The 24,067-nt window shown below is 62.8% G+C and carries 17 protein-coding genes and 3 pseudogenes; 9 read left to right on the top strand and 11 right to left on the bottom strand.

Annotated features, from left to right (window positions below; all coding sequences use genetic code 11):
• Positions 1 to 47 precede the first annotated feature (47 nt).
• Positions 48 to 1,265: a glycosyltransferase gene (locus tag IVB40_RS11495; protein ID WP_247290319.1), complete on the top strand. Its 1,218-nt coding sequence runs from the start codon at positions 48 to 50 to the stop codon at positions 1,263 to 1,265.
• Between the two features lie 42 nt (positions 1,266 to 1,307).
• Here the strand turns inward: IVB40_RS11495 and IVB40_RS11490 are convergent, their stop codons facing one another.
• From IVB40_RS11490 to IVB40_RS35885, 3 genes and pseudogenes are all read right to left on the bottom strand, one after another.
• Complete coding sequence (locus IVB40_RS11490; RefSeq protein ID WP_247290321.1) at positions 1,308 to 2,831, bottom strand: hypothetical protein; 1,524 nt, start codon at positions 2,829 to 2,831, stop codon at positions 1,308 to 1,310.
• Between the two features lie 120 nt (positions 2,832 to 2,951).
• Positions 2,952 to 4,544: pseudogene (locus IVB40_RS35890) on the bottom strand (CARDB domain-containing protein); the annotation flags it as partial.
• A gap of 54 nt (positions 4,545 to 4,598) precedes the next feature.
• Positions 4,599 to 6,212 (bottom strand): annotated as a pseudogene (locus tag IVB40_RS35885) (M10 family metallopeptidase C-terminal domain-containing protein); the annotation flags it as partial.
• A 199-nt stretch (positions 6,213 to 6,411) separates the two neighbouring features.
• Between IVB40_RS35885 and IVB40_RS11480 the strand changes: the two are divergent.
• Complete coding sequence (locus tag IVB40_RS11480) at positions 6,412 to 6,726, top strand: hypothetical protein (protein ID WP_247290327.1); 315 nt, start codon at positions 6,412 to 6,414, stop codon at positions 6,724 to 6,726.
• A gap of 134 nt (positions 6,727 to 6,860) precedes the next feature.
• On the top strand, positions 6,861 to 8,054 hold the full coding sequence (locus tag IVB40_RS11475) for a CoA transferase (protein WP_027566732.1): 1,194 nt from the start codon (positions 6,861 to 6,863) through the stop codon (positions 8,052 to 8,054).
• Positions 8,055 to 8,142: 88 nt separating this feature from the next.
• On the opposite strand, the gene IVB40_RS11470 is transcribed toward IVB40_RS11475, so the two are convergent.
• From IVB40_RS11470 to IVB40_RS11450, 5 genes are all read right to left on the bottom strand, one after another.
• Positions 8,143 to 9,660, bottom strand: coding sequence for a tripartite tricarboxylate transporter permease (locus IVB40_RS11470; protein WP_247290329.1), 1,518 nt, complete (start codon positions 9,658 to 9,660; stop codon positions 8,143 to 8,145).
• Positions 9,661 to 9,672: 12 nt separating this feature from the next.
• Entirely contained in the window at positions 9,673 to 10,215 is a 543-nt protein-coding gene (locus IVB40_RS11465) for a tripartite tricarboxylate transporter TctB family protein (protein ID WP_247290331.1), read from the bottom strand.
• Between the two features lie 177 nt (positions 10,216 to 10,392).
• Complete coding sequence (locus IVB40_RS11460; RefSeq protein ID WP_247290334.1) at positions 10,393 to 11,367, bottom strand: tripartite tricarboxylate transporter substrate-binding protein; 975 nt, start codon at positions 11,365 to 11,367, stop codon at positions 10,393 to 10,395.
• A 145-nt stretch (positions 11,368 to 11,512) separates the two neighbouring features.
• Positions 11,513 to 12,310 (bottom strand): enoyl-CoA hydratase/isomerase family protein, encoded by a 798-nt coding sequence (locus tag IVB40_RS11455; RefSeq protein ID WP_247818903.1) that lies wholly within the window; start codon positions 12,308 to 12,310, stop codon positions 11,513 to 11,515.
• A gap of 44 nt (positions 12,311 to 12,354) precedes the next feature.
• Positions 12,355 to 13,554 (bottom strand): aminotransferase class V-fold PLP-dependent enzyme, encoded by a 1,200-nt coding sequence (locus tag IVB40_RS11450; RefSeq protein WP_247290336.1) that lies wholly within the window; start codon positions 13,552 to 13,554, stop codon positions 12,355 to 12,357.
• A gap of 230 nt (positions 13,555 to 13,784) precedes the next feature.
• Between IVB40_RS11450 and IVB40_RS11445 the strand changes: the two genes are divergently transcribed.
• Both IVB40_RS11445 and IVB40_RS11440 read left to right on the top strand, forming a co-directional pair.
• On the top strand, positions 13,785 to 16,796 hold the full coding sequence (locus IVB40_RS11445) for an FAD-binding and (Fe-S)-binding domain-containing protein (protein WP_247290338.1): 3,012 nt from the start codon (positions 13,785 to 13,787) through the stop codon (positions 16,794 to 16,796).
• Positions 16,789 to 17,217 carry a heme-binding protein gene (locus IVB40_RS11440; RefSeq protein ID WP_247290341.1) on the top strand — a complete coding sequence of 143 codons (429 nt, stop codon included), beginning with the start codon at positions 16,789 to 16,791 and terminating at the stop codon, positions 17,215 to 17,217. Before IVB40_RS11445 ends, IVB40_RS11440 begins: the two co-directional genes overlap by 8 nt.
• 65 nt (positions 17,218 to 17,282) lie before the next feature.
• Here IVB40_RS11440 and IVB40_RS11435 read toward each other — a convergent pair whose 3' ends face one another.
• The 3 genes from IVB40_RS11435 to IVB40_RS11425 all read right to left on the bottom strand — a co-directional run bounded on the left by IVB40_RS11435 (position 17,283) and on the right by IVB40_RS11425 (position 20,237).
• Complete coding sequence (locus IVB40_RS11435) at positions 17,283 to 18,686, bottom strand: hypothetical protein (protein WP_247818902.1); 1,404 nt, start codon at positions 18,684 to 18,686, stop codon at positions 17,283 to 17,285.
• A gap of 188 nt (positions 18,687 to 18,874) precedes the next feature.
• The gene (locus IVB40_RS11430) at positions 18,875 to 19,486 is read right to left on the bottom strand and encodes a DUF3102 domain-containing protein (RefSeq protein ID WP_247818901.1); all 612 of its coding nucleotides are present in this window, start codon (positions 19,484 to 19,486) and stop codon (positions 18,875 to 18,877) included.
• A 328-nt stretch (positions 19,487 to 19,814) separates the two neighbouring features.
• Positions 19,815 to 20,237, bottom strand: a complete 423-nt coding sequence (locus tag IVB40_RS11425) for a tripartite tricarboxylate transporter permease (protein ID WP_247818900.1) — start codon at positions 20,235 to 20,237, stop codon at positions 19,815 to 19,817.
• A 162-nt stretch (positions 20,238 to 20,399) separates the two neighbouring features.
• Here IVB40_RS11425 and IVB40_RS11420 point away from each other — a divergent pair.
• The 4 genes and pseudogenes from IVB40_RS11420 to IVB40_RS11405 all read left to right on the top strand — a co-directional run.
• Positions 20,400 to 20,566, top strand: a pseudogene (locus IVB40_RS11420) (heme-binding protein); the annotation flags it as partial.
• A gap of 442 nt (positions 20,567 to 21,008) precedes the next feature.
• Complete coding sequence (locus tag IVB40_RS11415; RefSeq protein ID WP_247290349.1) at positions 21,009 to 21,182, top strand: hypothetical protein; 174 nt, start codon at positions 21,009 to 21,011, stop codon at positions 21,180 to 21,182.
• 111 nt (positions 21,183 to 21,293) lie between these two features.
• The gene (locus tag IVB40_RS11410; RefSeq protein WP_247290351.1) at positions 21,294 to 22,256 is read left to right on the top strand and encodes a hypothetical protein; all 963 of its coding nucleotides are present in this window, start codon (positions 21,294 to 21,296) and stop codon (positions 22,254 to 22,256) included.
• Between the two features lie 165 nt (positions 22,257 to 22,421).
• Positions 22,422 to 23,978, top strand: a complete 1,557-nt coding sequence (locus tag IVB40_RS11405) for an AAA family ATPase (RefSeq protein ID WP_247290353.1) — start codon at positions 22,422 to 22,424, stop codon at positions 23,976 to 23,978.
• Positions 23,979 to 24,067 lie beyond the last annotated feature (89 nt).

Genomic DNA, 24,067 nt, shown 5'->3' with positions numbered 1-24,067 from the left:
CGCTATCACTTGCTGCCGAAGCCACAAACACGAGTGGACGCTGAACGATGAAACGCTACCACATTGGTGTGTTCCTCGAACTTCCGCTCGACGTCGGCGGCGGTTTCCAGCAGTCGCTCACCGACATCATATGGATGCACGACTGGGCCAGGACCGTCGGCCTGGAGGTCACCGTATTCACGACGCTGCGCGATAACGTTGCGATCCTTGCCGAGCTCGGCATCACCAGCGTGTATCTGAAACTCAACTGGCTCGACCGCCTGTTCTTGTTCCTCAAATATCTGGGACCGTTCGATCTGCTGCAATACAGCCTGCGCGCCTGCGCGCCGTTCGAGAAAAAGCTCCGGAACGCTGAGGTCGATATCGTCTACTTCACCACCACGTCCAACTGGAATCTGGTGCTCTACAAGCTGCCGTTCATCATCACGGTTTTCGACGGTTGCTTCCGCGACAGCCCCGAGTTCGACGAGGTGCGCGAATTCGCCCAGTTCGAGCGACGTGAAATCGTTTGGCGCAGCGCTTGCATTAAAGCCGCCCTTGTCATCACGAACGCCGACGAGCTCATCGATAAATTATGTTTTCGTTATGCGATGACGCGGGACCGCGCCGTCTGCATTCCTCTTTCGCCATCACCTTACGTCACCCGAGCGAACGCGGACGAGGCAACACGGGAACAGGATTCTGCGATTTTAAGCAGATACGGCTTGGAGCCAGGCTATCTGTTTTACCCTGCACAGTTTTGGTCGCATAAGAACCATGCGACCATCCTGCTCGCCATGCGCCTGCTGAGAGATCAAGGGCACAAGCATAGGCTGGTGCTGTGCGGCTCAGATCCTGGTGCACGATCCACTTTCGAGGCACTTGTCACCGAACATAAGCTTGAAGATTCCGTCCGTATCCTTGGCTTCGTCCCCTCCACCGAGCTTGCCGCTCTCTATCGGGCTGCAAATGCGATGGTGATGGCTACCTATTTTGGCCCGACCAACCTCCCGCCCTTGGAAGCTTGGGCGGTCGGAACGCCCGTAATCTATCCGGAAGCATTGAAGGCGCAAGCCGGCGATGCCGCAATCCTGTTCGACTACGACGATCCCGCATCGCTGGCCAAGGCCATCGTCAAGGTCGGCTCGGCGGAGGAGCGCAGCCGGCTCGCCGCGGCCGGCAAGGAGCGGCTCGGTTTTTTCGCCGAGCGGATTGACGAGGGTCATCGCCAGCTCGCCCGGGAGCTGATGCGGCTTCGATACCGCCGCTATCCCCAGATCTACTGACTTCCACAGGAGCAGGAAAGACGATTGGCCGGATGTGCTAAATCAGTTCGGCACCGCCGCCAGCACCCGCGCACGCACCCGCTCCATCAGAAGCGGACTGGCCGCGATGGCAACGACGACCAGCCAGATCGCACACTCCGCGATGAAAGGCAGCAGCCCCGCCCCCGGCACGACATCCCGGATTGCTGCGCCAAGACCCCATCCGCCGAGCACGATCGTCGCCATGGTTGAGATCAGGACCACAACGTGGCGGACCGGATGGCTTAGCGTCTGGCAGACGATCACGAGCGTCAGGATTCCGAACTGGGTAAGCAGGTCGCTCGCAACGATCGCGATTGCGGCACCGAGCGGACCGAGCCGGGGAATCAGCACGGCAGACAACACCAGGAAAACTCCCAGCTGTACTCCCTTGGTCCGCACCAGGAGATTACCACGATTGCTGTGATTGGCGAAACTAAGGGCCATCAGGGAAGGCGCAACGACAGCCGAACCTATCAGCAGCGTGACGGTGAGCGCGGCGTCGTTCGGAATACTGCCATGCGTCCACAATGTGAAGAAATCCGGCCAGAACGGCAGCAACCCGCCGACGATCAAGCTGGCCATCGCGGTGATGAACAGCGATCCGTAAGCGTAGAGGCCGCGCAGCCGTACCAAGTCGCCGATCGCAAAATCGTGGCCGAGCTCAGCGCCGATGGGCAATGTCATCTGGATGCTGATGCCGCGCAGGAAGCTCGAGATCACGCGGATCAAGCCCCATTGCGCGACCGCCACGCGATCGGCAACCATCGCGCTGACCAGCAGCATCGGCGCATTGGCGAGCGCGATCTCCGTCAGATTGGCCACGGCGAATGGCAGCGCAAGACGGAATTGCCCGGCGTTCCATAGCCAGGACCGTGAGGCGATCGCGCGTCCCCGCCGCAGGAATGGCAACTGGCGCGGGGCGTCGTAGACGGTCAAGAACAACGCGAACAGAATCTGCGTCGCGACGAAAGTGATCGCGACCGCAAGCAGGCTCCCGAGCCATGCAACCGCGATGAACTGTCCGATCTGTCCAACTAGCAGCGCGACATTCTGCGACCACACCGCGCGACTGTATTTGCCGCGCACGCGATAGAGCCCCGAGACGAGATTGGCCGGCAGAGCGAGCAGCGTGCCGACAGTGATGACGATCATCGCGACATTGAAGCTCGGCGTTTCGTGAAACCCGAGGACTGCCGCCGGCGGGAACAGCTCGGTTCCCGCAATCAGCAGGGCACTGAGTCCCAGGACGATCACCAGATAGAGCCGCATCATGCGCGCGTAGAAAGTTGCCGTGCGTCCATCGGAATCGACGCAGGCCTTGAACGCGAGAAAGCGGTTGATGGCACGAAGCTGCAGGCCGGCATCGGCGACGACAACGAGGCTTCCGGCCGCATACAGCGCGAGCCAGGCCGCAAGTGTGTCACTGCTCCAGAAATGCAAAAACGCCGGAATCAGAACGAGCTGCTGGGTCAGGGCAAGCAGCATCTGGACGACATTCGCAGACCAGCCACGAATGAGGCGGCGAAGGCGGCCGGGGACGTTCATTCGGCTCTCAGGCTGCATATCAACGATAGATCAGAGACATAGCTCGGCCACCCGTTGGTCATCGCAGTTGAGTCGGGGCAACAAACCGCGACCATCACCCGTCATCGGCCCCCGAAGAGGTCAGACTATAATGAAGTGTCCTGTCGGGTCGACAAAATGAAAACCGGAGTCGGGGTTGTCCCCCCTGCCGCCAGTCGTGTCCTGCACCTGAGACGATGCGGCAATAACAGAAATTTGCGTAACATTGTGATTGTTGTTGGCCTCGTTGCTCTCCGAAATCGCATTATTGTAGTCCGAGATTCCGCCGATGTAATAGGTGCCGGGCGCCAGATTGGCGGGAAGCGCCAGCGAGATCGTCTGGTGATCGAAATAGCCCGGCGCCCCGTTCGCCGACAGCCCTGGCGAGGCCACCGTCGTCAGCAGCGTGTCTCCGGTCGTGATCGTGGCGTCGGTCGATAGATAGAGGCCCGAGATCGACGCGGCGGCGGCAGCCTTACCAAAATTCACCACCCAAAAGTCAACGTTGGTGCTCTCACCCGCCGCTATCGTAGTGTTGCTCACGCTGTCGAACGACGCGGTCAAATCGGGCTTTGCCGGCGCAGTCACCGTGATCTGCGTAACATTGTGATTGTTGTTGGCCTCATTGCTTTCCGAAATTGCATTATTGTAGTCCGCGATTCCGCCGATGTAATAGGTGCCGGGCGCCAGATTGGCTGGCAGCCCCAGCGAGATCGTCTGGTGATCGAAATAGCCCGTCGCCCCGTTCGCCGACAGCCCTGGCGAGGCCACAGTCGTCAGTAGCGTATCTCCAGTCGTGATTGTTGCGTCGGTCGATAGATAGAGGCCCGAGATCGACGCGGCGGCGGCAGCCTTGCCAAAATTCACCACCCAGAAGTCGATGTTAGTGCTTCCGCCCGCCGCTATCGTCGTGCTGCTCACGCTGTCGAACGACGCGGTCAAATCGGGCTTTGCCGGCGCTGTTACCGTGATCTGCGTAACATTGTGATTGTTGTTGGCCTCATTGCTCTCCGAAATCGCATTATTGTAGTCCGAGATTCCGCCGATGTAATAGGTGCCGGGCGCCAGATTGGCGGGCAGCCCCAATGAGATCGCCTGATGGTCGAAATAGCCCGTCGCCCCGTTCGCCGACAGCCCTGGCGAGGCTACGGTCGTCAGTAGCATATCTCCAGTCGTGATCGTTGCGTCGGTCGATAGATAGAGGCCCGAGATCGACGCGGCGGCGGCAGCCTTGCCAAAATTCACCACCCAGAAGTCGATGTTAGTGCTTCCGCCCGCCGCTATCGTCGTGCTGCTCACGCTGTCGAACGACGCGGTCAAATCGGGCTTTGCCGGCGCTGTTACCGTGATCTGCGTAACATTGTGATTGTTGTTGGCCTCATTGCTCTCCGAAATCGCATTATTGTAGTCCGAGATTCCGCCGATGTAATAGGTGCCGGGCGCCAGATTGGCGGGCAGCCCCAATGAGATCGCCTGATGGTCGAAATAGCCCGTCGCCCCGTTCGCCGACAGCCCTGGCGAGGCTACGGTCGTCAGTAGCATATCTCCAGTCGTGATCGTTGCGTCGGTCGATAGATAGAGGCCCGAGATCGACGCGGCGGCGGCAGCCTTGCCAAAATTCACCACCCAGAAGTCGATGTTAGTGCTTCCGCCCGCCGCTATCGTCGTGCTGCTCACGCTGTCGAACGACGCGGTCAAATCGGGCTTTGCCGGCGCAGTCACCGTGATCTGCGTAACATTGTGATTGTTGTTGGCCTCATTGCTTTCCGAAATTGCATTATTGTAGTCCGCGATTCCGCCGATGTAATAGGTGCCGGGCGCCAGATTGGCTGGCAGCTCCAGCGAGATCGTCTGGTGATCGAAATAGCCCGTCGCCCCGTTCGCCGACAGCCCTGGCGAGGCCACAGTCGTCAGTAGTGTATCTCCAGTCGTGATCGTTGCGTCGGTCGATAGATAGAGGCCCGAGATCGACGCGGCGGCGGCCGCCTTGCCAAAATTCACCACCCAGAAGTCGATGTTAGTGCTTCCGCCCGCCGCTATCGTCGTGCTGCTCACGCTGTCGTACGACGCGGTCAAATCTGGCAGAGGGGGCTGTACAACAACAGTGCTGTCGATAATGCCATCGGCAAATTTGAAATTCTCTACCGCCGTGACGGTGTCGGTGCCATCGGGGGAGCCGCTACGCTGATCGGCGATGGTCCACGTCGCTGAACTCACATTGTAGGTGACGAGGTAATCCGCCCTGTTGCCTGAATAGACGACAGTGTCCGTGCCGGGACCGCCGTCGATAGTGTCGTTGCCGCCACCGCCAGTGATGGTATCGTTGCGCGCGCCGCCCTTCAGCACATTGGCGATGGCGTTGCCGATGATGATGTCATTGCCGGAACCGCCGGTGGCGTTGTCAATCAGCGAGCGCGTATCGCCGTTGTAGAGATAGGCGTTGTAGACGTTACCGGACGCGTAATGGCCGTTGCCGAGATACGCCAGCTGCGTGGTGGAAAACACCGACGAGGCGCCGGGATTGAGATTGATGGTCAGGTTCGTCGTGTAGTTCGACAGGTCGTAGGTATCGACGCCGCCACCATCCCAGATCGTCTCGTAGATGCGATTGGCCGAGCCACCGGCACCGCCATTGTCGGCCGGCTGGCCAGCGCCGTTGATGAACTCCTGCCCGGTGGTGGAGCTCCATGAATAGACGGTGGTCCCGCTCTGGGTCGTGTAGTCCGCGCCGTACATCGTCTGCAGCGCGAGGATATCGTTGGCCATATAGGTCTGCGAATATCCATAGGCCTCGTTGGTGTAGCCGCTCGTGGTCGAAGCACCGACATAGCTGCGATAGCTCATGACGGTGTATTCGCTGTCGTCGTGCGCGCTCGGCACCGCGACATTGGCGGGGCCGCCTGCCTCCTGACTGTGCTTCAAGCCAAGGGCGTGCCCGAGTTCGTGCAACGCAGTCGCAAAATAATAATTGCCGAGCGCAGCCAGCGAATAGTTGTAGGCGGTTCCGAACCAGATGTCGCCGCCGGACGCATAGTTGCCGGGGTAATAGGCATAGGAGGTCGGACTGGCGGCCGGCGACTGCGCGACCATGATGTCGGCGCCGTTCGTCCCGGCGTACTGGATGTTGGCGTTGGTGTAGCCGAGGATCAGTCCGATCGCGTAATTGATCGCCGCCTGCATCTGACTCGGCGCCGAGGCAAAACCCGAGGTCGTCGGCTCACTGCTGCCGCCGCTGTAGGGACTGGCGTAGTCGCTTGCAGCGTCCGGAAAGCTGTAGGTAATCGTGCCGGTCCATTTGTAGCCCGACAGCAGGCCGTCGATCTCGGCGTTGTTGGTGGCACTGACGTTGACGGCGGTAGCCAAGGGAATCTCCGAAGCAGCAAACCCCGTTCGATTCGGGGCGCGACAGGTGATTCTAGCTTGAGAGTTGAACGTTTGGTTTAATTTTGGCGAACCGGTCCAGACTCCTTCCGTAAGGCCGTGTTAGCCATCAAATCCCGTATTCATACGGGCCAGGGCAAGGACGTCGGTTCCGGCTAGCTGCCGTGTTGCGAGTGAAATCATGAAACCACGTTCCCTCTCGGCCGGTCTGTTCGGCGCCCTGGTGGCGCTCGCAGGGCCGGGCCAACTGCCCTTCGGAGGACTGCCTGACATGGTCGGAAAAGCCAACGCGGATGAGAGCGGCAAACAAGGCGGCACAGCGGGGCGCGCGCCCTCCGTTCCAATGGCCCGCGACCCCTCGGCTGCGGTCGCGGAGGAGTACGAATCCGCCCGTCGCACGGGAACGCGGGCGGCGTTCGAGCTGTTCATTGCGCGCCACGGCGATGACCCGCTGGCCGCGCAGGCGCGCACTGAGCTGAAGCGGCTGGCGCGCTGATCCTTCGCGGGCGCCCCTCAGGCATTGCATTTCGACAGGTGGCATCCGCGCGGCCCTGACCTGCCGCGTGACGTCTTGCTGCATGGTCTTTCGGCACTATGGTAGGCCCGCAATCTGTCCCGGAGCCCATCAAGATGCCCTTTCCGCATGCCTCGGAAGCCCTGTCACGCTTCACCGTGCTCGATCTGACCCGCGTCCGGTCCGGGCCCACCTGCGTGCGGCAGCTCGCGGATTGGGGCGCGAACGTGATCAAGATCGACGCGCTCACCGAGGATGCCGGCGGCGAACAGCCGGGCGGGCCGCGGCGGGGCTCCGACTTCCAGAACTTGCATCGCAACAAGCGGGCGATGACGCTGAACCTGAAGGACGAGCGCGGGCTCGCCGTGTTCAAGCGCCTCGCTGCCAAGGCCGACGTTGTGGTGGAGAATTTCCGGCCCGACGTGAAGAAGAAGCTCGGCATCGACTATGAGGGCCTCGCCAGGATCAACCCCCGCCTCGTCTACGGCAGCATCTCCGGCTTCGGCCAGGACGGGCCCTACCACAAGCGGCCGGGCTTCGATCAGATCGCGCAAGGCATGGGCGGACTGATGTCGATCACCGGCGCGCCGGGCGAAGGCCCGATGCGGGTCGGCATTCCGGTCGCCGACCTCACCGCCGGTCTGTTCTGTGCCATGGGCATCCTCACCGCACTGCTGGAGCGCGAGGTTTCGGGTAAGGGCCAGTGGGTGCAGACCTCGCTGCTGCAGGCCCAGATCTTCATGCTCGACTTCCAGGCCGCACGCTGGCTGATGGAAAAGGAAGTGGCCAAGCAGGCCGGCAACAACCACCCGACCAGCATTCCGACCGGCGTGTTCAAGACCTCGGACGGCTACATCAACATCGCCACCACGGGCGGCCGGATCTGGGAGCGCTGCGCGCAGGCGATCGGCGCTCCGGAACTCTACAGCCATCCCGACTATCTGACCGCGCCCGCCCGCTCCAAGAACCGCGACGCGCTCAATGCCGAGATCGAGAAGCGTACCTTGACGAAGTCCACCGAGACGTGGGTCCGTGAACTCAACGAGGCCGGCGTGCCCTGCGGGCCGATCTACGCTATCGACCAGATGTTCGAAGACGAGCAGGTCAGGCATCTCGGCATCGCGCAGGAGGTGCCGAATGAAGAGGGTCGCGAGATCCGCCTGGTCGGCCAGCCGGTGACGCTGTCGCGCACGCCGAGCAGGATGGTGGCGCGGCCGCCGGAATTCGGCGAGCAGACCGACGAAGTGCTGACGGAGTTCGGCTTCGGCACGGACGAGATTGCCAAGCTCAGGGACGCCAAAGTGGTGTGAGTCCACTCAACAACCAGCAACACTCACGCTGCGGCCTGTCAGCATGATAATACCTTCGCTGGGAACCTGGGGCGATAGATTCGCCCGCCTAGTTCGGCGTCTGCTTCGCCCGCCGCGCCGAGCCCATGCAGCCCCGCAAGGCGTCGATCACAGGCCAAAACAGCAGCACGATCGCCAAGGTCGTGATTGAGCCGACCAGGCCGTTCGACCAGAACACCTTGAGGTCGCCGCCGGCACCGATCATCGACAGACGGAAGGCATCCTCAGCGCGGTTGCCGAGCACGAGCGCCAGCGTGAACGGCGCGAGCGGAATGCCGATCTTCTTGAAGACGTAGCCGACGACGCCGAAGCCGAGCATCAGCCAGATATCGAACATCGCGTTCTGGATCGCATAGGCGCCGATCGCGCATGACACCACGATCATCGGCGCCACCGCGGCGAACGGCACGCGCAGGATCGAGGCGAAGATCGGCACCGTCGTCAGCACCAGCACGAGGCCAACGACATTGCCGAGATACATCGAGGCGATCAGGCCCCAGACGAAGTCCTTGTGCTCGACGAACAGCAGCGGTCCCGGATTGAGCCCCCACACCATCAACCCGCCGAGCAGGATCGCGGCGGTGCCGGAGCCGGGAATGCCGAGCGCCAGCATCGGCAGCAGCGCCGCGGTGCCGGAGGCATGCGCCGCCGTCTCGGGCGCGAACACGCCCTCGATGCGGCCCTTGCCGAAGCTCTCGGGATCCTTGGAGAAACGCTTGGCGAGATTGTAGCCCATGAAAGAGGCCGCGATCGCGCCGCCCGGGGTAATGCCGAGCCAGCAGCCGATGAAGGAGGAGCGCAGCAGCGTCACCCAGTATTTCGGCAGGCCTTTCCACACACTCAGCACGACGCGCAGCGAAATGCTCGCCGCGTGTCCGCGCAGCGCAAGGCGCTCCTCCATCGTCAACAGGATCTCGCTGATGCCGAACAGGCCGATGACGGCGACGAGGAAGTTGATGCCACGGAGCAGCTCGGACGAGCCGAAGGTCATGCGCAGATTGCCAGACACCGTGTCCATGCCGATGCCGGCGAGCAACAGCCCCAGCGACATCGAGATGACAGTCTTGTGCTTGGCCTCGCGCCCGAGACCGACGAAGGAGCAGAAGGTCAGGAGATACACCGCGAAGAACTCGGGAGGACCGAACTTCAGCGCAAAGGACGAGATCATCGGGGCGAGGAAGGTGATCAGGAGCACCGCGACCAGCGAGCCGATGAAGGAGGACGTGAACGCCGCCGTCAGCGCTTCCGCCGCCCTGCCCTGCTGCGCCATCGGATAGCCGTCGAAAGTGGTCGCGACCGACCATGCCTCGCCCGGGATGTTGAACAGGATCGAGGTGATCGCGCCGCCGAACAGCGCGCCCCAATAGATGCAGGACAGCATCACGATCGCCGAGGTCGGATCCATCGTGAAGGTGAGCGGCAGCAGGATCGCGACGCCGTTGGGTCCGCCGAGCCCGGGCAAGACGCCGACGAAGATGCCGAGCACCAGCCCGACCATCATCAGCGCGAGCGTCTTCCACGTCAGCAGGACCGCAAAGCCGTGAAGCAAGAGACCGAAAGCTTCCATCGCGGGCCCGCCTTAGTGGCCGAAGGCCGCTTCGAGCGGCCCTTTCGGCATGATGACGTCGAAGGCGATGTCGAAGGTCACGAACATGACCGCCGTGAATACAGCAGCGGTGAGCAGCGACTTCCACAGCGCGATCTTGCCGACCAGACGCATGAAGCTGGCGATCAGGAGGAAACTCGCGACATAGAGGCCGAGAAACTGCGTCGTCACGCAGAACAGCAGCGTCGGCCCGAACACCGCCATCACGCGGCGGGCTTGCGCGCGCGTGACGAAGGTCTCAGCTGCCGCGCGGTGCGCGACCAGCGCCACGATCAGGCCGTAGAGGCTGGCACCACCGAGCACGACGGAGAGATAGAAGGGAAAATAGCCGGGCTCCGGCCCGGTCGAATCCCAGGAGGCGCCGGTGCGCCAATTGTCGTAGCCGAGCGTGGCGGCCAACGCGAGCAACAGCAGACAGACGAATATCTCGATCGTGCCGGAGGAGACGACGGAAGGCGAGTCGTCTTCGGGCGCGGTCGGATCGTCGACGACGATTTCAAGATCGGTTTGGGGCATGAGCTGACAACAACCGCTGCGGCTGATCCACTCTCCCCGCTTGCGGAGAGAGGGTTAGGGTGAGGGGAAGTCACGGCGGGGACGGTGAGAGTTGGACTCGCGAAGAGTCCCCCCTCACCCGGATTGCATCTTCGATGCAATCCGACCTCTCCCCGCAAGCGGGGCGAGGTGAAGCAATCACTTCGCGACGAATCCGGCTTCCGTCATCAGCGACTTGTTGACTGCATCGTCCTCCTCGAGGAATTGTACCATGTCCTTGCCGGTGAGGAAGATCGGCTTCAGCGCCTGCTTTTCCATGTAGTCCTTGTATTCGGACGTCTGCGTCACCTTGTGGAACAGCTCGACGTAGAACGCCTGCTGTTCCGCCGTGACCTTGCCGGGCAGGAACGTCGCGCGCAGCATCAGATACTGCACATCGACGCCCTCCTCCTTGCAGGTGGGGATGTCGGCCCAGGACTGCGTGTCCGTCACCTTGCTGGTGTAGGAGATTCGTTCCTTGTCGAACACGCAGAGCGGACGCACCTGGCCCGCGCGCCAGACCTCGAGATTTTCGGATGGATTGTTGACGTTGGATTCGGTGTGGTTGCCGACGAGCTGGGTCGCGGCCTCGCCGCCGGACTTGTAGGGCAGATAGGAGAATTTCGCGCCGGTCTTCTGCTCGAGAAACACGGTCAACACGTGATCCTCGCGCTTTGAGCCGGTGCCGCCCATCTTGAACGGCGCGCTCGCCGCCTTCGCGGCTGCCACGAACTCCTTCACCGTCTTGGGACCCGCGCTGTTGTCCCACAGCACAAACTGGTCGAGCGCGATCACCGAAACCGGGGTCAGCTCACGCCAGTTGAACGGGATCTTTGCCGACAGCGGCAGCATGTAGATCAGCGAATAGGCGATCAGCACCTTGTTGGGGTCGCCCTCGCTGGATTTCATGTACATCAGCGCTTCAGCGCCGGAAGCCCCGCCCTTTAGCGAGACCACGATCGGCTGCTTCATCAGATTGTTCTTCTGGATGGCGGCCTGCATCATCCGCGCCATCTGGTCGGAGGCGCCGCCCGCGCCCGCCGCGACCACGATCTCGACCGGTTTGGTCGGCTCCCATCCCGCAAAGGCCGGCGTGCTCAACGATAGCGCTGCTGCGACGCCAACAGCTTGCATTAGAATTCGCACGAGTTTCGTCCCCTGGATTATTGGCTTTGTTTGCCAGGAATTTATCGACACATTGTGCGGACTATTGCGAGCGAGTTCAAGCAGGCGAGGATGCCGCTACCTATGACTTTCGGACGAAGCCAGCCTAGCTGCGCTACTTGCCCTTCCAGTTCGGCGTGCGCTTGTTGAGGAAGGCGTCCATTCCCTCGCGGAAATCTTCGCTCATATAGGCTTTGAGGATCAGATCCTCGCCCTCTTCGCGCGACAGCGTGCGGCGGATGCGGCGGACTGCCTCCTTGGTCGCTTCAAGCGTCAGCGGGGCGTGGCTCGCCACGAGCTTGGCGGTCTCGTCGGCGCGGCGCTGCAGCGTCTCGACATCAGGGACGATCTCGTTGAGAAGGCCGAGCGCCAGTGCTTCCGGCGCTTCGACGAGGCGTGCCTTGAAGATCAGATCCTTGGTGCGGGCGGGGCCGACCAGCGAGACGACGCGGCTGATGTTCGACATCGACAGGCAGTTGCCGAGCGTGCGCGCGATCGGAAACCCGATGCGCGTCGTTTCAGTCCCGATGCGCAGGTCGCAGCAAGCCGCAATTCCGGCGCCGCCGCCGGTGCATGCCCCCGCGATCGCCGCAATCACGGGCACGCGGCACTGCTCGAGCGTACCGAGCACGCGGTCGATGCGGGCCTCATAGTCGAGCGCATCCTGCGCGGTTTTGAACGCACGGAATTGAGAAATGTCGGTGCCGGAGGCAAACGCCTTGTCGCCGGTGCCGGTCAGGATCAGCGCCTTGATCGAGCGGTCGGCGTTAATCTCCTGGCAGATCTCCGCCATGCGCTCGTACATGGCGAAGGTCAATGCGTTGCGCGCCTGCGGGCGGTTGAAGGTGATCCGCGCGATGCCGTCCGTGACGGAGTAGAGCAGGTCTTCGTTGGCGGTCGTCGGTGCGTTCATCGCGCGCTCTCTTTTCTCTAGGTTAGTTCAGGCAACCTGGGCCTTCAGGCCACCTGAGCTTTGGTCATCGGCACCGCGTCGCGTCCCTTCAGGACGTCCATGGCCGCCAACACGCCGCCGCTCCGGTGCGGGATCTTTGCAAGATCGAGGCCCATCTCGACGCCGGCGAGCGTCCCCATCAGCATCAGGTCGTTGAAATGGCCGATATGGCCGATGCGGAACACCTTGCCCTTGACCTTGTTCAGGCCAGTGCCGAGCGACATGTCGAAGTTTTCCAGCACCACCTTGCGGAAGGCATCGGCGTCATGGCCATCAGGCACGCGCACGCCTGTCAGCGCCGGCGAATGCGCGGCAGGATCGGCGCACTGCGTCTCCAGGCCCCAGACCTTGATCGCGGCGCGCGTCGCCGCGCTATGGCGCTTGTGGCGGGTCCAGACGTTCTCGAGCCCCTCCTCTTCCAGCATCTTGATCGCCTCGCGCAGGCCGTAGAGCAAATTGGTGGCGGGCGTATAGGGGAAGGTGCCGAGCTTGTTGAAGGAGATGACCTCCTGCCAGTCCCAATAGGAGCGCATGCCGGGGTTGGCCTTGGCCACCGCGAGCGCTTTCTCCGAGACGGCGTTGAAGCCGAGGCCCGGTGGCAGCATCAGGCCCTTCTGCGAGCCGGCGACCGAGACGTCGATGCCCCAGGCATCGTGCTCGTACTCGATCGAGCCGAGGCCGGAGATGGTGTCGACCATCAGCAGCGCGGGATGCTTGACCCGGTCGAGCAGCTTGCGCACCTCCAGCGGCGGCGTCACGCAGCCGGTCGAGGTCTCGTTGTGGACGACGCAGACCGCCTTGATGGTGTGCTGCTTGTCGGCGGCAAGGCGCTTCTCGATCTCGGCGAGATCGGCGCCATGGCGCCAGTCACTCGGGATGAAATCGACGTCGAGCTTGAACTTGTCGGCGATGCCGCGCCACAGCACGGCGAACTGGCCGGTCTCGCACATCAGGACCTTGTCACCGGGCGCGAGCACGTTGACCATCGCGGCTTCCCAGGCGCCGGTGCCGGACGAGGGGAAGATGATCACGGGCTGCTTGGTGCGGAACACCCGCTGCATGCCGGCGAGGACGGCGAAACCGAGCTCGGCGAACTCCGGACCGCGATGATCCAGCGTCGGCATGTCCATCGCCCGCAGCACCCGGTCGGGCACGTTGGTCGGTCCTGGAATCTGGAGAAAATGCCTTCCAGTATGCACGGTCATCGGCGTCCTTCCCGGTCTTTGAATCTGTCTTTTGCGTCTGTCTTGGCCTTGAGCCCAGCTTGACTTCCAGCCTTTTGGTCTCAAGGGGCTGCGCGAGCCGCTCGAATATCACTATTCGCCGGGCTTGTCCCTCGCCGGGCGGGGTCCGTCAATGCACAAGAAGCAGGGCTCGCCTTGCCAAGGGCCGTGACCGGAGGCAAGACGGGGCGGCGAACAGGCAAGAGCGGACCATGGCGGCGGAAGTGCCCGGGAAATCACAGGAATCGGCCAAAAAGGACGGCCTCGCGGCACGTCTGGCCCGGGACGTGACCGGCGACGTCCTGTTCGACGCTTTCAGCCGCGGCCGCTACGCCACCGACGCTTCCTTCTACCAGATCATGCCCCATGGCGTGGTGGTGCCGCGCACCATGGACGAGGCCTTGCGGGCGCTGGCGATCGCGCGCGACGAGGGACTGAAGGTGACCCCGCGCGGCGGCGGCACCTCGCAATGCGGCCAGACCGTCAATGACGGTCTCGTGGTCGATCTCTCGAAGCACCTGAACCGGATCCTGTCGCTCGACGTCGAAGGACGCACCTGCGTGGTCGAGCCGGGCATCGTGCTCGACGACCTCAACCGCCAGCTGAAGAAACACGGCCTCTGGTTTCCGGTCGACGTCTCTACGGCCTCGCGCGCCACAATCGGCGGCATGGCCGGCAACAATTCCTGCGGCGGCCGTAGCCTGCGCTACGGCACCATGCGCGACAACACACTGTCGATGGAGGCCGCGCTTGCCGACGGCACGCTGAGCCGCTTCGGCGAGGTCTCGCGCGATCTCTCCGATCTCGATGCGAACGACAGCGCCCGCGCCCTGTTCCGCGACATGCTCGATCTCGGCGCCCGCGAGGCCGGGGAGATCGCCGCACGCTTTCCAAAAGTGCAGCGCCGTGTCGGCGGCTACAATCTCGATGCGCTGGTGCCGCGCAATGCCCGCAACAACATGGCGCACCTTCTCGTCGGCTCCGAGGGGACCCTCGCCTTCACCACCAAGGTCGAGCTGAAGCTGTGGCCTGTGATCCGCAACAAGGCGCTCGGCATCTGCCATTTCGGCAGTTTTTACGAGGCGATGGACGCGGCCCAGCATCTGGTCAAGCTCAAGCCGATCGCGGTCGAGCTGGTCGACCGCACCATGCTCGCACTCGGCCGCGACATCGCGATGTTCCGACCCATCATCTCCACTGCGATCAAGGGTGATCCGGATGCGGTACTCGTGGTCGAGTTCGCCGAGGAGGATCAGGCGGACAACCTCGTGCGCTTGAAGCAGCTCGGCGAGCTGATGGGCGATCTCGGCTTCGGCTGGAACAACGACAAGCGCAAATGGGGCGGCGTGGTGGACATCACCGAGCCCGCGCTCCAGAGCGGGATCGCCGATTTCCGCGCCGCCGGCCTCAACGTCATGATGTCGATGAAGCAGGAGGGCAAGCCGGTCTCCTTCGTCGAGGACTGCGCCGTGCCGTTGCCGCATCTCGCCGACTACACCGCACGGCTGAGCGAGGTGTTCGCCAAGCACGGCACCAGCGGCACGATGTATGCTCACGCCTCCGAAGGCTGCCTGCATGTGCGGCCCGTGCTGAATTTGAAGCTGGACAAGGACGTCAAGGCGATGCGGGCCATCGCCGAGGAAGCCTTCGAACTGGTGCGCGAATACAAGGGCTCGCATTCCGGCGAGCACGGCGATGGCCTGGTGCGCTCCGAATTCCACGAAACGATGTTCGGCGAGCGCCTGGTCGCCGACTTCAGGGAAGTGAAGCAGCGCTTTGATCCCGAGGGCGTGCTCAACCCCGGCAAGATCGTCGACGCACCGAAGATGGACGATCGTTCGCTATTCCGCTTCAAGCCTGACTATCGCGTCGCAGAGATCAAGACAAAACTCGACTGGTCCGCTTATCCCGGGGCCGGCGGCGGTTTCCAGGGCGCGGTCGAGATGTGCAACAACAATGGCGCCTGCCGCAAGCTCGAGGGCGGCGTGATGTGTCCGTCCTACCGCGCGACGCGCAACGAGAAGGACGTGACGCGAGGCCGCGCCAACACATTGCGGCTTGCGATCTCCGGCCAGCTTGGCGCTGGCACGCTCTCCTCCGACGAGATGATGGAGACGTTAAAGCTTTGCGTGTCCTGCAAGGCCTGCCGCCACGAATGCCCTGTTGGCATCGACATGGCCAAGATGAAGATCGAGGTGCTCGCCGCGCGCGCGGCCTCGCATGGCCTGACCTTGCGCGACCGGCTGGTCGGCTACCTCCCGCGCTATGCCGGCCTCGCGTCGAGCTTCGCGCCGCTGGCGAATTTGCGCAACCGCAGCCCGCTGCTGCGGAAACTGTTCGAGCGCTTTGCCGGCATCAGCGCCCGCCGCGCGCTGCCCGCCTTCCGCAGCGACGTGTTCGTGCCGCCGGCCGAAGCGGTCGGGCCGGAGACCGGCCGCGAGGTCGTGCTGTTCGCCGACACCTTCAACCGCATCTATGAACGCGAAAATCTCGAGGCCGCGCTGCGCGTGCTCGCGGCCGGCGGCTATCGCGTGCATCTGCCGAAACCCGCAAGCGGCAGCCGTCCGCTGTGCTGCGGCCGCACCTTCCTGTCCGCCGGTCTCGTCGACGAAGCCAAAGTTGAACTCGATCGTCTTGTCGCCGCCTTCGCGCCCTTTGCCGCGCGCGGCGTCCCGATCGTCGGGCTCGAGCCAAGCTGCCTTTTGACCCTGCGCGACGAGCTCGCCTCGCTGCGCAAGGACGACGACGCCAAGGCCGTCGGCGCCCACGCGCTGACCTTTGAGGAATTCCTGGTGGGCGAGGCCGAGGCGGGCCGGCTGCAACTGCCGCTCGGCACCGTCGCCGACAAAGCCCTTGTGCACGGCCATTGCCATCAAAAATCCTTCGGCGCGTTCAAAACGGTCGAGCAGGTGCTGCGCCTCGTCCCCGGCCTGAAGGTCGAGACCATCGAGTCGAGCTGCTGCGGCATGGCGGGCGCGTTCGGCTATGGCGCGGACACCTACGATGCCTCGATCGAGATGGCCGAGCTGTCGTTGCTACCCGCCGTGCGGCGCGCGGACCAGAATACGCTCGTCATTGCCGACGGCACCTCCTGCCGACACCAGATCCACGACGGCGCCCAGCGCGAGGCGCTTCACGTCGCCCGCGTGCTGGCGATGAGCCTCGATCGTGCGCAGACCCAATCCACAACCCCTCCCCTTGCAAAGGAAACCAGTCATGGCTGACCTTACCCTCGACACCGCCCGCAAGATCCTCGACGCCGCCTTCGCGAAATCCACGGAGCTGAAGCTGAAGCCGCTCGTCGTCACCATCCTCGACGCCCGCGGGGTGCTCAAGATCGCCGCGGCGCAGGACGGCACCAGCCTGATGCGCGCTGAGATCGCCCACGGCAAAGCCTATGGCGCGCTCGCGCTCGGCATGGGTTCACGCGCCCTGTTCCAGCGCGCGCAGGAGCAGGCCTATTTCATCGACGCCGTGAACACGATTGCGAAGGGCGCGCTGGTCCCGGTTCCCGGCGGCGTGCTGATCATGGACGGCACGACCTTGCTCGGCGCCGTCGGCATTTCTGGCGATACCTCCGACAATGATGAAGCCTGTGCGGTGGCAGGCATCCAGGCCGCGGGGCTGAAGGCCAACGCGGGATAGCTGTTCTCCAAATCGAAGCACCGGCCTGTTTGAAGGTTCGAATGCCACGAGACCGGCAGCGTGAACTATCGCCTGCTCCTGGCTGCAGCCTGTTTCATCGACTTGATGGCCTGTCTCTCGTCGGCAAGTTGCAACCGGCTCCTGATGCGCGTAACCTGTTCGAGCAAGGGAGCCGGCACTTCCTCTATTTCGTTCTTGAGCCAGTAAGGACGCCGTTTCTGGTAATGCTTGGCTTTTTTGTCACTAGGAACATAGTTGGTTAACGCAGCAACCTCCTCGCGGTCGTAACGCGATGCCATGTTCGCGATAAACTGGTAACGCAAGCTCCAGAGCGTGTAAGGCAGAGCCATCCGTGGGAAGATCTCGTCGCAGATCGAACCCAGCAACTTCGCTACTTCTCTCTGCCAAATGGCGAATCGATTGAATGAGGTCCAGCTCCTGGATAGCTCGACCATACGCTCGACAGCTTGCTGTGCTTCGGAACTGAAGGTCGTGATATCCAACGACCGGTAGGCATGCTCTTCCTCGTCGCCTCGCAGGGCTACGACATGCAACCACATCTGCGAACCGTCTTTGTGAGCGATCCTCTCGATAAACGCCGTTTCCCATTCCATCGGTCGGAGGCCGGTGTGCATGCCGGCATTCAGCCAATTCCACAAAGCGAAGCGCACTTTGCTGGGCTTCAAATCAAGGGCCGCCTGCCTCAGCCGCAAGAAGTGCAAGCGGTCCATTCGCTTGGCGAAGCATCCGTCGGTCTCGCCGTCCAAAGGGGTCCGCGAACGCCCTTCATCCGCTCCGACCTGAAGATCTTCATTCAGCAACCCAATCGCTTCCTCGATATGGATCGAAGGGATGGTGCGAATGACAGCTACTGCCGCCTGACGATAGTTGCGCCATGTCCCCGCGGTCGATGTGGACTTCGATGCGAGGACCCAATTGGCGAAAATACGCGGGTCGACGTCTTCGGTTGGCGCACGAATATTTAGCTCATGTTTGTAGCGCGCCAGCAGTCCAATTCCGCGGCTCAGATATCCTGCGTAAGTATCGGGCTTCGCCTCACTCACTCGGCCCTCGCCGGCAAGAAGTCCGTCCTGATTTTCCTGAGCCTCTTCGCCTAGGTCGAGATTGCGCAGGCGCCATGAAGCGCGCCGCCGCAAATTTCGCTGCGTGATAGCAGTCACAACCATCTTCAGCTCTTCAGGATGGGGACCGCAAGGTTTGACGTGATCGCGAACGGATCGACACGCTGGCAAGGCGATGGCGGGATTGGATATGGAATCCATGGGTGTCGGAAATGGCTCCCAAGTAAATTCGCTTGCAGTAGCAAGCTGCTGCCCCGCGGGGGTGCCAACGGCATCATTCTCTGTCGGCTTGGGAAACTTCTGCAGATTGAGCGCTTGCCTCAGGGGCTCGACCGGTCGCGGGGGGAGCCGCAAGTCGCGATTTTTGGGAGTTTCCTGCTCGCTCATCTGACGCCAAGGGTTTCAACGGGCACGTAGAGTAGGCGCATTCGGATCGACACCCCCCGTTACTTCCCCCCTTTTGCAACAGTTGTAAGGTCAGGCGAAGGAAGTCTAGTTTCCCGGCAGTGTGTGTGTCGACGGCGCAATCGGCGTGTTGCGATTGTGCCGTCGAAGTCCAATTGAGCGACGCAGGGTTAGTGCGGGCTCTGCGAAGTCACTTCAGAGGTATCGGTGCTGCGCTGCTGTTGCAGGCCAGCCCGGAGACGCTCGCAGAACAGCGAGGTGATTGCTCTGGTCCCCTTGCCGACCAGGAGGATAACATTACGAACATCGTCCTCGTCGAGTGCGTCCAAAAGGCGCGCTGCGAGCTTATCGACATCCAGGACGGAGGAGGACGACTTTTCGGACTTAGTGGCCGCGATACGCGATTCGACATCGCTGTGACTCGGCGGCCGCCCCGCGCACGCTTCCGTCATCACCTCTGCGATCACCTGCGGGGGCGTGTTCGTCTTTGCCAGCATGTAGCCCGTCCGTGCCGCGAACGCATGGGTCTGGGAGTGCGAGCGCGCGAAGCGCGCGAGCCGCATGCACAGCTGCGCTCTGCGGGGGTTCACCCGAGCTTCGGCCCGGCAGTATGTTCCGAACGTACCGTGGGGCAGTTTCGCCTTTGCAGAAATCAACCGCTCCCCAATATCGATGAGCAGCGGCGTCATGCGGTTTACGAGCTCGCGTACTTCCGCTGCGATCTTCCGCAGATCTGCGGCGTCGCTCGGCGAAATCGCCGAGTAGTCGAATGTGGTGCCCATGGCAACCTCTCGCTGAGCCTGCTGCAACGCGGAAAATCCGCGGGACGCTGCAAAAACAGGCAATTACGGGGGTACAACGCGCCTACGACACCACGACGAGAAGCGCTTGGCAGGCAGCTCTCGATTAGAGGCTGCCGAATAAAATCCCAACTTGCAAGGGTTAAATGCGTGAGCGAAATAACCATCGCCAGCCATCACCCGGAAGCCGTCAAAAGCGAAACCGTTTCGTATTTGGCCCGCCAACACAGCTCCGATCCGGAAGGGTCGCCACCGGAGCCGGTCATCGACAGGCGTATGGCGTCCTTGGTACGCTTACCGAGCACGAGCGCTAGCGTGAGCGGCGCCACGGAGTGCCGATCTTCTTGAAGACGTAGCCGACCACCCCGAAGCCGAGCATCAGCCAGATGTCGAACATCGCATTCTGGATGGCATAGGCGCGGATCGCGCAGGACACGATCATCGGCGCGACGGAAGCGAACGGCACGCCCATGATCGAGGCGAAGATCGGCACGTCGTGAGCACCAGCACGAGGCCGACGACATTGCCGAGATACATCGAGGCGATCAGGCCCCAGACGAAGTTCCTTGTGCTCGACGAACAGCAGCGGCCCCAGATTGAGCTCCCACACCATCAGCCCGCCGAGCAGGATCGCGGCGTGGTGGAGGCCAGGAATGCCGAGCGCCAGCATCGGCAGCAGCGCCGAGCTGCAGGAGGCATGTGCCGCCGTCTCCGGCGCGAACACGCCCTCCATGTGCGGCCCTTGCCGAAGCTCTCGGGGGGCTTGGCGAAACGCTTGGCCAGATTATAGCCCAAGGAGGATGTCGCGAGCGGGTGCCACCCATCTTGAACGGCGCGTTCGCCGCCTTTGCGGCCGCGATGAAGTCCTTCACCGTCTTCGGACTAGCGCTGTGCCGTGCCCGGCGGCGTGCTGATCATGGACGGCATCACGCTCCTCGACGCCGTTGGCGTCTCCGGCGACTCCTCCGACAATGACGAGGCGTGTGCGTTGCAGGCATCCAAGCCGCGGCCCTTGAGGCCAACGCGGAGTGGCGATGTCCCCTCGAGCGCTGCACACACTAAAAAACTTCACAGATAAAGTTTGCCGAGACGACGCTAGCTCCTCCCCCTGCCTCAAGGGAGTTTACCACTCCTGCCGGGTGGGCGACCGGCCGCTCGACTTGTCTGAGTCGTTGGGCCCATCGTGATTGCGATGGATGGCCGTTCAAAGCTTCGTTCGCGGTCTTCACTATTGCGAGCAAAGATATCTCGGACCAAGATCCCACTATCCCAAGGCCGGCCGGTAGCGGGATGTCGCCTCGTCGAGCGAGCTGCGCAGTTCGAGGACGAGGCAAATCGCCCGGGACGATTTCGGGAAAATCAACGAATTTTCACTTTGCGGTGGCGCACGGCCACATTTTGTTCTATATTTGTCCGGCTTGCGCGATGAAGCGCAGGGCGGCCGCCGCCGATGGATCAGATCGGACGGCGACCTAACCACAGCAGACTGTGAAGGAGTCTACCAATGGCTGTCAGCCAGTATATTGCCGATTCGTCGGCGAATTTCGCTTTTGATCTTCCTGTTCCCTCTCGGATGGCTGTCCCGTCGCGCCAAGCGCGCTGGGAGCTCATGGGCGCGTTGGGCCGTCCGGCGCGCACGGACGGCGGCCATTCGCTATCGTGGATCGCGATCCGCTAGCCTTCGTCCCATCGAGCTTTCCGAACGGCACAGCTTCTCGGCACTTGAGGTGTCAAGGGCTCATGCGGTTCGGATTTCAACGGACATTCCATCGAACAGGAGTTCTTCAACATGTCTTACTTCAAGGACAAGCCGCTCATCAGCACGCGCACCACGAGCCATGTGCACCGCCCGTATGGAGGTGTTGCAGACGTTCGCGAAATCATCGACCGCGCCGCCCATGTCAGGGTTCTGGTCTTCCCCATGAGCCTCGGTCCCAAGCTCGTCGCGAGCGAACTCGCCTGCCCGGCCTTTTATGCCATGACCGGCGACGCTCAGGACGGCAGCGTTCCGATCTATCTCGGCGAGACGAATTGCTTCAGCCGGCGGCTGGGCGAACACCTTGCCGATCCGCAGAAGGCGTGGGCCCGCCTGATGGTCGTGGTGCGCGGGACATCGAAGGAGGTGCGCTTCACGAAGGAGACCGCGGCCTACCTGCAGTTCTGGCTGACGCATGCGGCCGATCGCTGCGGCGTCATGAAGGTGGTCGCGGGCAGCCCGCCGCGGATGCCCGAGATCGATCCACTGGACCTGCCGCTGCATGAGCGGATGCTCGAAGACGCCAAACGCTTGCTGTTCGATGCCGGAGTGACCGCCTTCGAACCGCTGCCGGGCGGCGTGCCGCAGGTGGACGCGCCGGCGCTGTCGCCGGAGGCGACTGACGATGTGGAGAGCGGCCCGATGGAGATCGATGTGCACCTGGCGCCTGGCGGCGCGGAGTTCGAGTTGCGTTATGATGAGACGATCTGGGCGCGCGGCTATCCCGCCAACGACCGTTTCGTCGTGGCGGCCGGCTCGGATTTCCGCATCGCCACCAATCCGAGCGCGAGCCCGGTGACCCGGGCGCGTCGAGCCGCCTTGTTCGAGGCCGGCGTGCTGACGCCGATCCCGGGCGCCATCGATCGTATGCGCATCACCGTGGACATCGCCTTTCCCTCGATGGCGACCGCCGCCAAGGCCGTCTGCGGGGCGCATGTCGATAGCTCGAAGTGGCGGCCGGTCGATCCGACGCAGCGCCCGGTGATGCAGATCTAGACCGAAGCGCGACTGGACGCCGCAGAAGGTTTTCCGCGGCGTCCATGTTCGTCGTTTGCGTGGGCGCGGCCTTGTTCTCGTCCGCAATGGCAAGAGCGATCCGCGATTTTTCGCAGTAGGAACGCCTGCCGCCCTGTTTTGGCGCCGACGCGACCGAGCAATCTCATGATCGATGATCTGGATGACCAGCGGCCGAGCGACCTCGATGAAGATGTCATCGCGGGCGCCGCCGAGGATTCCGCATCCGGAGAGCAAGCCACTGCCAGCTTGCCGCGCGTGCTGCGCTACGCGGTCCTGGCCTCGCGCGCCGACCCTTCGGTCTACCAGCGCCTCGCCGCCGAAATCGAGACGGTCTGCCCCGACATCACTCTGACGGAGACATGGATCGACACGCCCGATGCCGGAAGCGGATGCGCGCTTGCCGTCGAGCTCGACCATCGGGCTGTCCGCGAAGATAAGTCCGAATGCCGGAGCCTTGCGGATTGCGTGCGGCTCATCTCGCTGGCGCTACCTCGCGACAGGGGGCTCGGCGAAGAGCACCGCCGTGTCGCCGGCGCGCTTGTTGCTGCCTTTCGCAAACTTCCGCAGTCCATCTCCCTCGAGCTCGCCGCAGAGGTGGAGGCCGTAGTTTATGGGTGGGCGGCACTGCCGGTCTGCGCGCACGATGTGGTGGGCGCCTTCCAGACGCCTGCAATCCAGGCAGCGGCGATGCTCGGCGCCCGCATGGCGCGGCGCAGGATCGATGAAGCCGAGGAGACGGCATTCGCCCGCTCGCGGGAGCGTCTGCGTAAAGCCGACGAGCGGGAGGCCATGCACAGCGACGCCAATACCGAAAGGCCGCTGCCGGACGTTCCCGAGGGGCATGTCGTCGTGGTGCGAACGGATCCGGTCACTATGACCGGCTATAAATCGAAGGAGATCATCACGCCCTTGAAAGGCCTGATCGATGTACCCTTGCCGCTGATCAAGACACCGGCGCTTGGGGAAGTGCGCCGCCAGTTGATGGCGGAATTCAGTTACGCGGCCGATGTCGTCGATTTCGTGCTATCCGATCTCGTCGGTCGCCCCACGATCGCTTTCGGCCCCCTGCTGATGGTGGGTCCGCCCGGGAGCGGGAAGACGCGTTTCGCGCAACGACTGCAGCAGCTGCTCGGTGTGGGCATGTGGCGGACGGATTCAAGTGGAGCCGATGGCGCCGCGTTCTCCGGGACCGACCGCAGATGGGCGACCGCGCAGCCGTGCCATCCCCTTCTGGCGATCGCCCGCGCTCGGCATGCCAACGTAATTATCCTGCTTGATGAGCTCGACAAGGCCGCGACGGGGCGAGACCATGGCCGTTTGTTTGACTGCCTTCTTGGCTTCCTCGAAATCGACTCGGCGCGGCAATATCCGGATCCCGCACTGCAGACCACCGTTGACTTGCGGCACGTTTGCTACGTTGCAACGGCGAATTTCATCGACAACCTGCCCTCTCCTTTGCTCGATCGCTTCCGCAAGATAGACTTTCCCAAGCCGACGGAGGCGGACCTTCCGGCTCTAATCCCCGTGGTGGTCTCCGATATCCTGCGCGACCAGGGGATGGACCGGCGCTGGATGCAGGGCCTGAGCCCGAGCGAAACCACCGCCATCGCGCACCATTGGCGCGGCGGATCGGTGCGACGGCTCCGCCGCCTCGTCGAGATCGTGTTGCGCCAGCGCGAAGGCAACGCAAGCCGCCATTGAACGATAGCGCCCGCTCGCCCGGTGCTACAAAAGACGTTGTCATCCAAAGTCCCGCCGCGGGATCGGCCTGCGTCTGAGGACGCTTTCCG

This window comes from Bradyrhizobium sp. 40, assembly GCF_023100925.1.
Classification (GTDB): domain Bacteria; phylum Pseudomonadota; class Alphaproteobacteria; order Rhizobiales; family Xanthobacteraceae; genus Bradyrhizobium.
The sequence above is the reverse complement of the archived record's forward strand: the minus strand, read 5'-3'. Positions and strand labels throughout refer to the sequence as shown.